This is a genomic window from Paraburkholderia sp. SIMBA_027 (genome assembly GCF_046535315.1).
In the GTDB taxonomy this organism is placed as follows: domain Bacteria; phylum Pseudomonadota; class Gammaproteobacteria; order Burkholderiales; family Burkholderiaceae; genus Paraburkholderia; species Paraburkholderia tropica.
This window is the reverse complement of record NZ_JAWRWY010000006.1, coordinates 65,769-80,119: the sequence shown is the minus strand read 5'-3', so window position 1 is coordinate 80,119 and position 14,351 is coordinate 65,769. Positions and strand designations below refer to the sequence as shown.

The 14,351-nt window shown below is 66.5% G+C and carries 15 protein-coding genes; 10 read left to right on the top strand and 5 right to left on the bottom strand.

The window, feature by feature from the left end:
- Positions 1-10: 10 nt before the first annotated feature.
- The 5 genes from gshA to ptsP all read left to right on the top strand — a co-directional run bounded on the left by gshA (position 11) and on the right by ptsP (position 5,730).
- Positions 11-1,300 (top strand): glutamate--cysteine ligase, encoded by a 1,290-nt coding sequence (gene gshA / locus SB764_RS13005; RefSeq protein WP_065062103.1) that lies wholly within the window; start codon positions 11-13, stop codon positions 1,298-1,300.
- Between the two features lie 103 nt (positions 1,301-1,403).
- A complete protein-coding gene (gshB, locus tag SB764_RS13000; protein WP_065062105.1) occupies positions 1,404-2,357 on the top strand; it encodes a glutathione synthase in 954 nt (317 codons plus the stop codon).
- A 360-nt stretch (positions 2,358-2,717) separates the two neighbouring features.
- A complete protein-coding gene (locus SB764_RS12995) occupies positions 2,718-3,305 on the top strand; it encodes a PTS sugar transporter subunit IIA (protein ID WP_410863737.1) in 588 nt (195 codons plus the stop codon).
- Positions 3,306-3,445: 140 nt separating this feature from the next.
- The gene (locus tag SB764_RS12990; RefSeq protein ID WP_065062107.1) at positions 3,446-3,715 is read left to right on the top strand and encodes an HPr family phosphocarrier protein; all 270 of its coding nucleotides are present in this window, start codon (positions 3,446-3,448) and stop codon (positions 3,713-3,715) included.
- A 275-nt stretch (positions 3,716-3,990) separates the two neighbouring features.
- On the top strand, positions 3,991-5,730 hold the full coding sequence (ptsP, locus tag SB764_RS12985; protein WP_065062329.1) for a phosphoenolpyruvate--protein phosphotransferase: 1,740 nt from the start codon (positions 3,991-3,993) through the stop codon (positions 5,728-5,730).
- 91 nt (positions 5,731-5,821) lie between these two features.
- Here ptsP and SB764_RS12980 read toward each other — a convergent pair whose 3' ends face one another.
- From SB764_RS12980 to gpmA, 3 genes are all read right to left on the bottom strand, one after another.
- Positions 5,822-6,577: a HesA/MoeB/ThiF family protein gene (locus tag SB764_RS12980; RefSeq protein WP_110325339.1), complete on the bottom strand. Its 756-nt coding sequence runs from the start codon at positions 6,575-6,577 to the stop codon at positions 5,822-5,824.
- Between the two features lie 172 nt (positions 6,578-6,749).
- Positions 6,750-8,354 carry a S41 family peptidase gene (locus tag SB764_RS12975; protein ID WP_110325341.1) on the bottom strand — a complete coding sequence of 535 codons (1,605 nt, stop codon included), beginning with the start codon at positions 8,352-8,354 and terminating at the stop codon, positions 6,750-6,752.
- Between the two features lie 545 nt (positions 8,355-8,899).
- On the bottom strand, positions 8,900-9,649 hold the full coding sequence (gene gpmA / locus SB764_RS12970) for a 2,3-diphosphoglycerate-dependent phosphoglycerate mutase (RefSeq protein WP_065062113.1): 750 nt from the start codon (positions 9,647-9,649) through the stop codon (positions 8,900-8,902).
- A 190-nt stretch (positions 9,650-9,839) separates the two neighbouring features.
- On the opposite strand from gpmA, the gene SB764_RS12965 reads away from it, so the two are divergent.
- From SB764_RS12965 to SB764_RS12945, 5 genes are all read left to right on the top strand, one after another.
- Positions 9,840-10,265: a rhodanese-like domain-containing protein gene (locus tag SB764_RS12965; RefSeq protein ID WP_065062115.1), complete on the top strand. Its 426-nt coding sequence runs from the start codon at positions 9,840-9,842 to the stop codon at positions 10,263-10,265.
- A complete protein-coding gene (grxC, locus tag SB764_RS12960) occupies positions 10,262-10,525 on the top strand; it encodes a glutaredoxin 3 (RefSeq protein WP_410863734.1) in 264 nt (87 codons plus the stop codon). Before SB764_RS12965 ends, grxC begins: the two co-directional genes overlap by 4 nt.
- 232 nt (positions 10,526-10,757) lie before the next feature.
- Positions 10,758-11,225, top strand: coding sequence for a protein-export chaperone SecB (gene secB / locus SB764_RS12955; RefSeq protein ID WP_065062119.1), 468 nt, complete (start codon positions 10,758-10,760; stop codon positions 11,223-11,225).
- Positions 11,226-11,270: 45 nt separating this feature from the next.
- On the top strand, positions 11,271-12,269 hold the full coding sequence (locus SB764_RS12950) for an NAD(P)H-dependent glycerol-3-phosphate dehydrogenase (protein WP_410863732.1): 999 nt from the start codon (positions 11,271-11,273) through the stop codon (positions 12,267-12,269).
- Between the two features lie 81 nt (positions 12,270-12,350).
- Positions 12,351-12,875 (top strand): O-acetyl-ADP-ribose deacetylase, encoded by a 525-nt coding sequence (locus tag SB764_RS12945; RefSeq protein ID WP_321869071.1) that lies wholly within the window; start codon positions 12,351-12,353, stop codon positions 12,873-12,875.
- A 24-nt stretch (positions 12,876-12,899) separates the two neighbouring features.
- Here the strand turns inward: SB764_RS12945 and trmL are convergent, their stop codons facing one another.
- Entirely contained in the window at positions 12,900-13,370 is a 471-nt protein-coding gene (trmL, locus tag SB764_RS12940; protein ID WP_110325345.1) for a tRNA (uridine(34)/cytosine(34)/5-carboxymethylaminomethyluridine(34)-2'-O)-methyltransferase TrmL, read from the bottom strand.
- A gap of 52 nt (positions 13,371-13,422) precedes the next feature.
- On the bottom strand, positions 13,423-14,256 hold the full coding sequence (locus SB764_RS12935; protein WP_410863891.1) for a ComF family protein: 834 nt from the start codon (positions 14,254-14,256) through the stop codon (positions 13,423-13,425).
- Positions 14,257-14,351 lie beyond the last annotated feature (95 nt).

Sequence of the window (14,351 nt, the reverse complement as noted above, 5' to 3'; positions counted from 1 at the left end):
GTAATTCCATATGGTCCCGCATCTGGTCACGGCGTTGAATGGCCCGCTCCTCGAACTGGAGCAGCGCATCCTCGACGCGACGCCGGCCATCGAGCGCTGGTTCCGCCTCGAATGGCAGGAGCACACGCCGCCGTTCTACTGTTCGGTGGACCTGCGCAACGCCGGCTTCAAGCTCGCGCCGGTCGACACCAATCTGTTCCCGGGCGCCTTCAACTGCCTGCCGCAGGAGGTGCTGCCGCTCGCCGTGCAGGCCGCCATGGCCGCCATCGAGAAGATCTGCCCGGACGCCAAGAATCTGCTCGTGATTCCCGAGCAGCACACGCGCAACGCGTTCTATCTGGAGAACGTCGCGCGGCTCGCCACGATCATGCGTCAGGCGGGCCTGAACGTGCGCTTCGGCACGCTCGACGAAACCATCGCCGGGCCGGTCACGATCTCGCTGGCGGACGGCCAGAAGATCGTGCTGGAGCCGCTCGAACGCTCGCAGCGCCGTCTCGGCCTGAAGAACTTCGACCCGTGTTCGATTCTTCTGAACAACGATCTGTCAGGCGGCATTCCGCCCGTGCTGGAGAACCTGCACGAGCAATATCTGCTGCCGCCGCTGCACGCGGGCTGGGCGGTGCGTCGCAAATCGACGCACTTCTCGTGCTACGACGACGTCGCGAAGAAGTTCGCGAAGATGGTGGGCGTCGATCCGTGGATGATCAATCCGTACTTCGCACACGTGGAAGGCGTCGACTTCGAGGCGCGCACGGGCGAGGAGCAACTGGCCACCGCGATCGACGCGGTGCTCAAGAAGATCGCGAAGAAGTACCGCGAGTACGGCATCACCGAAAAGCCCTACGTGGTGATCAAGTCCGACGCGGGCACCGACGGCCGCGGCGTGATGACGGTGCACGACGCCTCGGAGGTTGCCGCGCTCACCAAGCGCGAACGTGCGAAGATGTCGGCCACGAAGGACGGGCTCGAGGTGCACGACGTGATCGTGCAGGAAGGCGTCTACACCTTCGAGCACATCGGCGACGAGGTGGCCGAGCCGGTCGTCTACATGATCGACCGCTACGTGGTGGGCGGTTTCTACCGCGCGCACGGCAGCCGCGAGCGCGACCAGAACCTGAACGCGCCGGGCATGCACTTCGTGCCGCTGGGCTTCGAGCACACGGCGCTGCCCGACACGCGCGCGAAGCCGGGCGCGGCGCCGCCGAACCGCTTTTACATGTATGGCGTGGTCGCGCGCCTCGGGTTGCTGGCGGCATCGGTGGAGCTGGAAAAGACCGATCCGGAAGCCATCCAGGTCTGACGATAGCGGCGCTCACCCGCGCCCGACACGACCGATAACACGACGCTGCGCCCGCCCTGTGCGGGCGCAGCCGTCATAACAGCACGGATACAGCAGGGACGACATGGACATTCTCTTCATCGCCGATCCGCTCGAGCGGTTCAAGATCTACAAGGATTCGACCTACGCGATGATGGCCGAGGCCGCGAAGCGCGGCCACACGCTCTATGCGTGCGAGCCGCAGCAGCTCGCCTGGGTGAACGGGCGCGTGGAAGCCGACGTGCGGCGCGTCGAGATCGTCGGCGATACGGCGGACCTGCATCGCGCGCCGTGGTTCACGGCCACGGACGCCACGCGCGCGCTCACGGAGTTCGGCGCGGTGCTGATGCGCAAGGATCCGCCGTTCGACATGGAGTACGTCACGTCGACGTGGCTGCTGGAAATGGCCGAGCGCGCGGGCGCGAAGATCTTCAACAAGCCGCAGGCGATCCGCGATCACTCGGAAAAGCTCGCGATCGGCGAATTTCCGCAGTTCGTCGCGCCCACGCTGGTGACGCGCGACGCCGTGCGACTGCGCAAATTCCACGACGAACATCAGGACGTGATCCTCAAGCCGCTCGACGGCATGGGCGGCATGGGCGTGTTCCGCGTGAAGGCCGACGGCATGAACCTCGGCTCGATCATCGAGATGCTGAGCGAGGACGGCCGCCGCAGCGTGATGGCGCAGAAGTTCATCCCCGAAATCAAGGACGGCGACAAGCGCATCCTGCTGATCGGCGGCGAACCGGTGCCGTACTCGCTCGCGCGCATTCCGCAAGGCAACGAGGTGCGCGGCAATCTGGCCGCGGGCGGTCTGGGCCGCGCGCAGCCGCTCACGGCGCACGACATGGAGATCGCCAAAGCGCTCGGGCCGACGCTGGCCGCGCGCGGGCTGCTGCTGGTGGGGCTCGATGCGATCGGCGACTGGCTCACGGAAGTGAACGTCACGAGCCCGACCTGCTTCCGCGAAATCATGGAGCAGACCGGCTTCGACGTGGCCGCGATGTTCATCGACGCGCTGGAGCGCGCCGCGGCCTGAATGAGCGCGCTTTGACGGTTTCCTGCCGCGTTTCGAGGGGTTGCTCGAACGCGACAGCGCGGCGCTTGATTCCCGGCGCCGCGCCGGCATCTGACAGATGAGGGCGCGTGCGGCGCTGCTGCAGGGCACAAAAACTGCGCATGCCTGATTGTGCGGTTGATGCGTGCGGAATGAAAAACGCGAGCAAAACCGCATGGTCTGCGCGAAAATGACCCTGCTACAATGCCGCGAGTTCGTATCCGGACCGCGCGTGTTGCATCGCCAGAAGCGCGCCCGAGCACGTTCCGACCCTGATGGCCCACGGCTGGCCACCGGTCGGCGCCAGCATCATCCGAAGCCGTTTATTGCAGTCAAGCTGACATGGCAGGGATTCTCATCATCGCCCACGCACCGCTCGCCACCGCGCTGCGCGAGTGCATTGCCCATATTTACGGCGGTTGTCCGGCGCGCATCGGTGCGCTCGACGTGTTGCCCGACAGCGACCCCGCCGAGGTGGTCGCCCAGGCCAACGCCGAAATCGAGCGCCTGCGCGAGGAAAACGGCGCGCTCGTGCTCACCGACATGTTCGGCGCCACGCCTTCGAACATCGCCGCGCGTCTCGCGACGTTGCCGCAGGTGCGCGTGCTGGCGGGCGTGAATCTGCCGATGCTGGTGCGTGCGGTCTGTTACCGCGCGACGCCGCTCGACACGCTCGTCGAAAAGGCGCTGGCGGGCGCGAGCAAAGGCGTGCAGCCGATCGGCCCGAGCACGCCGCAACCCGTCAACGACTGCGGCTGCGCGCCCACGCCGTGCGCGGAGGCGGCCTCCGACGCGGCCGCGGGCATGGCCTCGAAGCCCGTCGGCGCGAGCGTGCTCGGTGCGAAGACCGCACCCGTGCTGGCCGAAGCCGACTGCGCGGACGTCGCAAGCCGCCTCGCCGGCGTGCTCAAACCCGCCGGCGCGGCCTGAGCCCGCCCGTCGAATTACGGCGGCGCGGCTCGCTGCGCCGCAGCATCGCGGGCGGCGCGGGCCGCGCAGCGAGCACGCCGGGCCACGGCGTCGCACAATCTCACCGCATCACTCCAACTACCCTGCGTCTGGATCGACCTATGCTGCAACAAGAAACGACCATCGTGAACAAACTCGGCCTGCATGCGCGCGCGTCGGCGAAGCTGACGCAACTGGCCGGCAACTATCAGTCGGAAATCTGGATGAGCCGCAACGGCCGCCGCATCAATGCCAAGAGCATCATGGGCGTGATGATGCTGGCCGCGGGCATTGGCAGCACGGTGCTGATCGAAACGGAAGGCCCCGACGAGCAGGACGCCATGAGCGCGCTGCTCAAGCTCATCGCCGACAAGTTCGGCGAAGGCCAGTGAAGCACGGCCGCTGTTAGCCTCCCGACGCCGCGTCTCGACGCGGCGTTTTCATTTGCTCGACGCGGTATTCGCTTACGGTGTCTTGCAAGACCTAAAGATCGGCGCAAGCCGGACGACATACGAGGACACGCCCCGCACCGCGAAGACTTGCCGCGCTGCAAAACGCGTGTCGCCGGGAAACATCGGCACGCAGCGGAATTTATAATGACGGGCGGGGTCAGAGAGTGCGCATTGCAGCGGTTTGCCGCGGCATCACATAACCAGAGGAGGTGCGCGTGCCGTTCACGCTGCATGGAATTCCCGTATCGCGCGGTATTGCCATCGGGCGGGCGTATTTGATCGCTCCGGCCGCGCTCGACGTCGATCACTATCTGGTCGAGCTGTCGCAGATCGAAGCCGAAATCGAGCGCTTCCGGGCCGCGCTCAAGCGCGTCGAGCAGGAGCTGGACACCTTGCGCGCCGACCTCGCCGCCGACGCGCCCAGCGAAATGGGCGCGTTCATCGGCGTACATCTCATGATCCTGAACGACGTGATGCTCGTGCAGGAAACCATGGACCTCATCCGCACGCGCCGCTTCAACGTCGAGTGGGCGCTCACCGAGCAGCTCGAACGCCTCACGCGCCACTTCGACGAAGTCGAGGACGAATACCTGCGCGAACGCAAGGCCGACATCGAGCAGGTGGTCGAGCGCGTGCTCAAGGCGCTCGCGGGCGCGTCGCCCACGCCGCTGCACGGCAGTTGCGACGAGATGATCGTGGTCGCGCACGACATCGCGCCCGCCGACATGCTGCAGTTCAAGGGCCAAACCTTCCAGGGCTTCGTCACCGATCTGGGCGGCCGCACCTCGCATACGGCGATCGTCGCGCGCAGCCTGGGCATTCCGGCGGCGGTCGGCGTGCAGCAGGCGAGCGCGCTGATTCGCCAGGACGATCTCATCATCGTCGATGGCGATCATGGCGTGGTGATCGTCGATCCCGCGCCCATCGTGCTCGAGGAGTACACCTATCGTCAGAGCGAGATGGCGCTCGAGCGCCGCAAGCTGCAGCGCCTGAAGTTCTCGCCCACGCAGACGCTGTGCGGCACGCGCATCCAGCTCAGCGCGAACATCGAGCTGCCCGAGGACGCCCAGGCGGCGCTCGATTCGGGCGCGACCGGCGTGGGTCTGTTCCGCACCGAGTTCCTGTTCATGAATCACAAGGACCAGTTGCCGGAGGAGGACGAGCAGTTCGAGGCCTACAAGCGCGCGGCCGAGCTGATGAACGGGCTGCCCGTGACCATCCGCACAATCGACGTCGGCGCGGACAAGCCGCTCGATGCGCTCACCGGCGCCGACGGCTACGAGACCGCCGCGAACCCGGCGCTGGGGCTGCGTGCGATCCGCTGGAGCCTGTCCGAGCCGCAGATGTTCCTCACGCAGTTGCGCGCGATCCTGCGTGCCTCGGCGTTCGGCAACGTGAAGATCCTGATTCCGATGCTCGCGCACGCGCAGCAGATCGACCAGACGCTCGACCTGATCCGCGAGGCGCGGCGTCAGCTCGACGACGCGGGCCTCGCCTACGACTCGAACATCCAGGTGGGCGCGATGATCGAGATTCCGGCGGCGGCGCTGGCCTTGCCGATGTTCCTGCGCCGGCTCGATTTCCTCTCGATCGGCACCAACGATCTGATTCAGTACACGCTCGCGATCGACCGCGCCGACAACGCCGTGGCCGACCTCTACGACCCGCTGCACCCGGCGGTGCTGCAACTGATCGCGCACACGCTGCGCGAAGCGAAGCGCGCGGGCGTGCCGGTCTCCGTGTGCGGCGAGATGGCGGGCGATCCGCAGCTCACGCGACTGCTGCTCGGCATGGGGCTCACGGAGTTCTCGATGCATCCGAGCCAGTTGCTGGTGGTGAAGCAGGAGATCCTGCGCTCGCAGTTGAAGGCGCTCGAAAAGCCGGTCGCCGATGTGCTGGCCGCCTATGAGCCCGAAGAGTTGCAGGCGGCGTTGGTGCGTCTTGCGCAGGCGTGATTTGCGCGGTTTTGCTTCTCGGGCTTCCCGTACTCCTCGTGCTTCAAAAGCAAAAAAGCCCCGGCATGCCGGGGCTTTTTTGTTGGCGCGCTCACACGTGCCGTTCGCCGCAGACGGGGCAATCGGGCTGGCGCGCGATGCGCATCGTGTTCCACTCCATGCGCAGCGAATCGAGCATCATCAGCCGGCCGACGAGCGGCGTGCCGATCTCTCCGACCACGCGCAGCGCTTCCGCGGCCTGCATCGCGCCGATGATGCCGACCGTGGGCGCGAACACGCCCATCGTCGAGCACGCGACTTCCTCGAACGGCTGATCTTCGGGGAACACGCAGGCGTAGCAGGGCGAGTCCTCGCGGCGGAAGTCGAAGGTGCTGATCTGGCCGTCGAAGCGCAGCGCCGCGCCCGAGACGAGCGGCACGCCATGCTTCACGCAGGCGCGGTTGATCGCGTGGCGCGTGGCGAAGTTGTCGGTGCAATCGAGCACCACGCTCATCTTCGGCACCTGCTCGTCGAGCCAGGCGTCGTCGATGCGCGCCTGCACGGCGTTGACCGTCACCTCCGGATTCAGGCGCGCGATGGCGTCGCGGCCCGACTCGACCTTGGCGCGGCCGACCGACGCCGTCTCGTGCATGATCTGCCGCTGCAGATTGGTGAGATCGACCGTGTCGTTGTCGACGAGCGTGAGCGTGCCCAAGCCCGACGCCGCGAGATACATCGCCGCCGGCGAGCCGAGGCCGCCCGCGCCGATCACGAGTGCATGCGCGTCGAGAAAGCGCTGCTGCGCCTCGATGCCGATCTCGTCGACGAGGATATGGCGGGAATAGCGGAGGAGTTGGTCGTCGTTCATCGCGGGGCGCACGGTGCGAGGCGCGCGATGGACAGAAGACCGTGAGACGCGCGCCGGAAATACGGATTCGCGAAAGTCGCGAAGTTCTTATTGTACCGGCGGCGGGAGCTTCGCTCCGGGGCGCGCGTTGCGGTGCTAACGCGGCCCCCGGAGCGGGTGAGGCAGATGCAGCTTACTTCGCGGGAGCCGACGCCGGCGCGGGCGCCGTTGCAGGTGCGGAAGCGGCGGCCGGAGCCGACGCGCCCGGCGCCATGATCAGCGCGCCCGGCTTCACGGCGATGGGCGCCGAAGCCGAGGTGGGCGGCTTCTGCTGCGCCATGCGGCGTTCCATCGGCGACTTCGATTCGACCACCGGCTTGCCCTGAAGCTTGTTCAGCGCCTGCTGGAGCATGAAGTCGTCAGTCGAACCGAATTCGACCGGCTTGCGCTCGCGATCCTTCTGGCGCTGTTCCGGCGTCTTCTTGTCGTTCTGCTCTTCGAGCTGACGCAGCATGTCCATGCGCTCCTGCTCGCGCACGTCCTGCTCCTTCTTCTCGTCTGGATCCTGCGTGTTGGCCAGGTGGTTCTGATAGTCCACTTCGCGCGTGACGAGTGCGTCGTCCGGATCGCCGTCCGCGTACTGATCGACCGCGACGTCAGGACGGATGCCCTTGTTCTGGATCGAACGGCCGCTCGGCGTGTAGTAGTACGCCGTGGTCAGACGCAGCGCCGTGTCGGCCGTCATCGGACGCACGGTTTGCACCGAGCCCTTGCCGAAGGTCGTCTTGCCGATGATGAGCGCACGCTTCTGGTCCTGCAGCGCGCCCGCGACGATTTCCGACGCCGACGCCGAGTAGGCGTTGGTCAGCACGATCATCGGCACGGTCTTGAACTCGGCCGCCTCGCCCTTGAGCGGGTCGCCGTCGAACGACGGCAGGCGGTAGTTCTCGTAGTTGTCGCGATAGACCTGCTTCGAGTCCGGAATCTGGCCGTTGGTCGAGACGACGACCGAGTCGGCCGGCAGGAACGCGCCCGCCACGCCGACCGCGCTCTGCAGCAGACCGCCGCCGTTGTTGCGCAGATCGAGGATGAGGCCCTTCAGGTTCGGCTCCTGACGCGCGATGTCCTGCAGCTTGGCTGCGAGGTCAGGCGTGGTGCGTTCCTGGAAGCTCGTGATGCGGATGTACGCGTAACCCGGCTGCAGGATCTTGGACTTCACGCTCTGCACCTTGATGATGGCGCGCGTGATGGTGAGCGGGAAGGTGCGGTCGTCGGTCTTGCGGAAGATCGTGAGCGTGACCTTCGTGCCCGGATCGCCGCGCATCTGCTTGACGGCCTGGTCGAGCGTCATGCCGCGCACGGGCTTGTCGTTGATACGCGTGATGAGGTCGCCCGGACGGATGCCGGCGCGGAACGCGGGCGTGTCTTCGATGGGCGAGATCACCTTGATCAGGCCGTCTTCCGAGGAGATCTCGATGCCGAGGCCCGCGAAGCGGCCCTTGGTCTGTTCCTGGAGTTCCTGGTAGTCGGTCTTGTCGAGATACGACGAATGCGGGTCGAGACTCGACACCATGCCCTTGATGGCGGCGGTGAGGAGCTTCTTGTCGTCGACCGGCGTGACGTACTCATGCTTGATCTGACCGAAGACTTCGGCGAAGAGCCGCAGCTGGTCGAGCGGCAGCGGCTCGATCACGGTCTGCTGGGTCTGCTGCGCCGAGGCGGAAATCTGCAGGGTGGCAAATACGCCGGTCGCGAGGCCAGCGGCGATCAGGCCGATGTTTTTCAGGTTCTTTCGCATAGAGTTTGTTGCGTGCGGTCGAGGCGCGTGAAAAATAGGCGCGTGGCAGCGTCTAATGGAAAAGCGACGGACAAGTATAACTGCACAGTTGCCGCGTCTGTGTACAAGGCGCGTTCAGCGTCGGGTTCGAGGGATGAACGGGCATGAATCGAAGCGCGCGGCCAGCCGAACGTTGCGTGTTCGACAACCGCGCTGCGGCCGGGTTCGCAAGCCGCGTGCCGTGAATTGTGCCGTGAATTGCGCCTCGGAGGCAGACTGGACGCGGGTGTGGCGGCGAACTGGCGGGAAGCTGGCGGCGCTGTCAGCCTGGCGCGCGAGCGTGCGCAAAGACGATGGCGGCACGTAGCTCGCGCGAAAGGATGGCGCAAGGGATGACGTGAGCGGCGATGCAGGAGATAACGCAGCGCGGTGCGGACACGGCGGAGGCGAAGTCGGCATGCGAGCTTGAGTCGACAGCTTCAGCCGGCCTGGGCGTAAACCGCCGGCGCCCGCTCGAAAGGAGCGGGCGCCGGCGAGAGTCATGCGTGAGCGAAGCGAGGCGTGGATCAGCCCGCTTTCTTGCCCTGGTTCGCGACGGCGGCCTGAGCCTGCGCGATGGCCTCGGCGTCGCCGAGGTAGTAATGCGTGATGGGCTTGAGGTTCTCGTCGAGCTCATAGACGAGCGGCACGCCGTTCGGAATGTTCAGGCCGACGATGTCGCTGTCCGAAATGCCGTCCAGATACTTCACGAGCGCGCGGATCGAGTTGCCGTGCGCGGCGATCACGACGTTCTTGCCCGACTTGATGGCCGGCGCGATCGACTCGTTCCACAGCGGCAGCACGCGCGCGACCGTGTCCTTCAGGCACTCGGTCAGCGGCAGTTGCTCGCGCGGCACCTTGGCGTAGCGCGGGTCGTTGTAGGCCGTGCGGTCGTCCGACGGATCGAGCGCGGGCGGCGGCGTGTCGTAGCTGCGGCGCCAGACGAGCACCTGTTCGTCGCCGTACTTCGCAGCCGTTTCCGCCTTGTTCAGGCCCGAAAGCGCGCCGTAATGACGCTCGTTCAGACGCCACGAGTGGACGACCGGGAGGTACATCTGGTCCATCTGGTCCTGGACGTGCCAGAGCGTGCGGATCGCGCGCTTGAGCACCGACGTGTAGGCGATGTCGAACGCATAGCCGGATGCCTTGAGGAGCTGGCCGGCCTGCTGGGCCTCGCGATTGCCCTGTTCGGTCAGGTCGACGTCCACCCAGCCGGTGAAGCGGTTTTCCTTGTTCCACGTCGATTCGCCGTGGCGGATGAGTACGAGTTTGTACATGAGGATGCCGGTCGGTAGTGAAGAAGCGGTAATCGGGGACGGGAACAGCCAGCAAGCCAGGGCGGCCCGGTCCATCGGGTTGTGCGCCCGGGCTGGGGGGCGTCAACCCTGCGACAAACGGTTATTTTATAATGAGCGGATTGTCCGAACTCGATTTCCCACGATTTCTCTTTTTCCCGGCGGCCCCTCCGTGACGTTCTTCACCAATTACATCAACCTTGTTCTCATCGCGATCGTCCTCATCTCAGGAGGGTTGCTCCTGTGGCCGACGCTCAAACGCGGCGGCCGTGGCGGCGTATCGGCCGCCGAAGCCACGCAGATGATCAACCGCCGCAACGCGGTGGTGATCGACGTGCGTTCGGCCGACGAATTCGCGAAGGGCCATCTGCCCGCCGCCCGCCATCTGCCGATGAGCGAGCTGCAGGGCAAGATCGGCCAGTTCGTGAAGAACAAGAGCAACCCGGTGCTGCTGGTCTGCCAGACGGGCCAGCACTCGAACAAGGCCGCGAGCCTTGTGAAGGAAGCCGGTTTTGCCGAAGTCCACGTGCTGGACGGCGGCGTGAACGCCTGGCAGCAGGCCGGTATGCCGGTCGTGAAACAAGGAGGTTCGAAGTGAACAAAGTGGTCATGTACAGCACCCAGGTGTGCCCGTATTGCCAGATGGCCGAACGTCTTTTAAAGTCGCGCGGCGTCGAACACATCGAGAAAGTGCTGATCGACCGGGATCCGGCGCGTCGTGAAGAAATGATGACGCGTACCGGCCGTCGCACGGTGCCGCAGGTCTATATCGGCGAGACGCATGTGGGCGGTTACGATGACCTCTCCGCGCTCGACAGTGCAGGCGGCCTGATGCCGCTGCTCGAAGCCGCGGCCTGAGTTTCGGGCTGCGCATCGGACCGCGCGTCGGTCCGATGCATTCGCCGCCTGGCAAGGGCGGCTCGGGCGCGGTAACGGCGCCCCAGGTTTCGCCCGCGCGAGCCGGAAAGGTTCGCGCGGGCGTGTTGTCGTTTGTTGCTGCTCAGTGCGGCTGCGTCGCGCGGACTCGCCTCATTGCGAGACCTTGCGATACTGTGCAGCCGCAGTTCATTTAATCAGGAAGCCAAACACCATGTCTGACGAGAATAACCAGCCGTTCTTCAACATCCAGCGCATTTACCTCAAGGACCTGTCGCTCGAGCAGCCGAACTCGCCGGCCATCTTCCTTGAGCAGGACATGCCGTCGGTTGAAGTGGAAGTCGACGTCAAGGCCGAACGCCTCGCGGAATCGGTGTTCGAGATCCTCGTCACCGGCACGGTCACCGCCAAGGTCAAGGACAAGGTTGCGTTCCTGATCGAAGCCAAGCAAGCCGGCATTTTCGACATCCGCAACATCCCGGCCGAACAGGTCGATCCGCTCGTCGGCATCGCTTGCCCGACCATCCTGTTCCCGTATCTGCGCTCGAACATCGCCGACGCGATCACGCGTGCGGGCTTCCCGCCGATCCACCTCGCCGAGATCAACTTCCAGGCGCTCTACGAGCAACGCCTGCAGCAGATCGCGCAGCAGCAGGACGGCGCCAGCAACGCCACGCATTGATCGTTTTTTGATCGCTGATCGAACCAACCGGTGCGGAGTATCGGAATGAAAGTCGCCGTTCTCGGCGCCGGAGCGTGGGGCACCGCGCTGGCGGGCCATCTGGCCCAGGCGCATGACACGGTGTTGTGGGCGCGCGATGGCGCGCTCGTCGACGCCCTGCGTAAAACGCACGAGAACGCCCGCTATCTGGCGGGCGTCTCGCTGCCTGAATCTCTCCAGTACGAAACCGATCTCGCCGCCGCGCTCGACTACGGCGCGGGCGAAGCGGATCTGGTCGTGCTCGGCACACCCGTGGCGGGCCTGCGCGACATGCTGCGCACGATGCGCGACATGGGCCGCGTGCCCGCGCATTTCGTGTGGCTTTGCAAAGGCTTCGAAGCCGACTCGCAGTTGATGCCGCATCAGGTCGTCGCGGCGGAATTGCCCGACCACGCGAGCAATGGCGTGCTGTCCGGCCCGAGTTTCGCGCGCGAAGTGGGCGAGGGTCTGCCCGTCGCGCTCACGGTCGCGAGTGCGTCGGCCGACTGCCGCGAGTGCACGCTCGCCGCATTCCATCACCGTGCGATGCGCATCTATACCGGCGACGACGTCGTCGGCGTGGAAGTGGGCGGCGCGGTCAAGAACGTGCTTGCCATCGCCACCGGCATCTCGGACGGACTCGGCCTCGGCCTGAACGCACGCGCCGCGCTCATCACGCGCGGTCTCGCGGAAATGACGCGTCTGGGCGTGACGCTCGGCGGCCGCGCGGAGACCTTTACGGGTCTCACGGGCCTCGGCGACCTCATCCTTACCGCCACCGGCGACCTGTCGCGCAACCGCACCGTCGGCAGGCAGCTGGCGAGCGGGCGCACGCTCGACGACATCCTCGGCGCGCTCGGCCACGTGGCCGAAGGCGTGCGCTGCGCGCGCGCCGTGCTGGCGATCGCGCGCGCGCATCAGATCGACATGCCGATCACCGAGGCGGTATGCGCCGTGCTGTTCGACGGCGTGGCGCCGCGCGACGCCGTGAGCGCCCTGCTCAGGCGCGACGCGAAGGCGGAATAGTCCCGCGCGGCCACGGCGCGCCTTCGCCGTGAGGGTGCGAGGTTGCGCGAGGTTGCGCACAAGCGCGCAAGGAGGACCGTCATGCTCACCCTCGGAGCGTGCCGCGTCGAGGCGCGAGTCGTGGACATCACGACGCTCGCCGTCGACGCCATCGTGAACGCCGCGAACACCTCGCTGCTCGGCGGCGGCGGCGTGGACGGCGCGATCCATCGCGCGGCCGGCCCCGGCCTGCTGCGCGAGTGCGAGCCGCTGCACGGCTGTCCGACCGGCGACGCCAAACTCACCGCCGGCTACCGGCTTCCCGCAAAACACGTGATTCACACCGTTGGTCCGGTCTGGAACGGCGGCGCGCGCGACGAGGCGTTCCTGCTGGCCTCGTGTTACCGGCGCTCGCTTGAAGTGGCGCGCGAGGCGAACGTGCGCAGCATCGCGTTTCCCGCCATCAGCTGCGGCGTGTACCGATTCCCGCCCGACGAAGCGGTGAGCATCGCGTTCGCAACCGTCATCGACACCCTGCCCGCGTATCCGGCGCTCGAACGCGTGATCTTCGCGTGCTTCGACGAGGCGATGCTCGCGCGTTACGAGCGCGAACTGCGTGCCCGATGAGCACGCTTCACCGTCAATCCGCCCTTATTCCCCGCCCTCGAAACCGGCCTGACGCCACGCTTCGAACACCACGACCGCGACCGTATTCGACAGATTCAGGCTGCGATTGCCGGGCCGCATCGGCAGGCGCACGCGCTGTTCGGGCGCGAAGCGCTCCAGCACGCCGTCGGGCAGGCCGCGCGTTTCCGCACCGAACACGAACCAGTCGCCCGGCAGGAACGCGTGATCGTGAAAGCGCCCCGAGCCGCGCGTGGTGAACGCGAACATGCGCGACGGATCGGGCGTCTCCTTGGCGACGAACGCGTCCCAGTTGGCGTGCACGTGCATCTGCGCGTATTCGTGATAGTCGAGGCCCGCGCGGCGCATCTTCGTGTCGTCGAGCGGAAAGCCGAGCGGCTCGATCAGATGCAGCCGGGCGCCCGTGTTCGCGCACAGGCGAATGACGTTGCCGGTGTTCGGCGGAATTTCCGGTTCGACGAGAACGACGTTGAACATGATGATGAAACTCGTGAAAAGACGATAAAAACGATAAAAAAGCGCGCGGCGCTCAGTCCTTCGGCGTGCGAAGCGCGACGAAATTCGTCACGCGCCGCGCGCCCGCAGCCTTGAGGGTGCGGGCGAGGGCGTCGAGCGTCGCGCCCGAGGTCATGACGTCGTCGACCACGCCCAGGTGCAGGCCGCGCAGATCGGTGCGCCTCAACGCGAACGCCCGGCCCACGTTGCGGCGGCGCGTTTCGCGGTCGAGCTTCGATTGCGGCGCCGTGTGCAGCGTGCGGCGCAGCAGCGTGGCGTCGGCGCGCGTGCCGAGCGCGCGCGCCAGCGGTTTCGCGATCAGCCACGCCTGGTTGTAGCCGCGTTCGATCAGGCGCTCGCGCGAAAGCGGCACGGGCACGATCAGATCGGGCACGTCGGTTACGCCATTCGCGGCGGACTCCGCAGCATCGAGCCAATCTTCGGTGGCCAGCGCGAGCCGCCGCGCGAATTCCTCGCCCAGCGCGAGCCGCGCGCGGAACTTGAGCCCGCGCGCGAGACCGTCGAGCGGCGCACGATAGTCGGCGAGCGCGAGCGTCGCATCGAAGGCGGGCGGTGTTTTCAGGCACGCCTCGCAGCGATGACGGCCACGTTCCGCCTCCGCGCCATCCCGCCGCTGCATCCCGCGTCGCGCGCTCGCGAGCGGCAGCGCGCATACCGCGCAGCGCAGCCGCGCCTCGTTCCAGTACGCGGCATCGCAGCCCTCGCACAGCAGGCCGCGCGCGCTGGACGCCCCGGACACGCTGACACTGCCTCGCGTCAAATTGACGCATAATGGGCACGGATTGGGCAGCACGAAGTGGGCGAGCCGCGACCAACGCGCTCGCACGCTCTGGCAGACGCGCGGCAGGGCCCGGGATGGGTTCGAACCCTGGGTCCGGCAAGCGGCGCGTCGCGAGGCGGGCGACTCAAGAGACGTCGAAGGGGACGTCGAAGCGGGCGGCG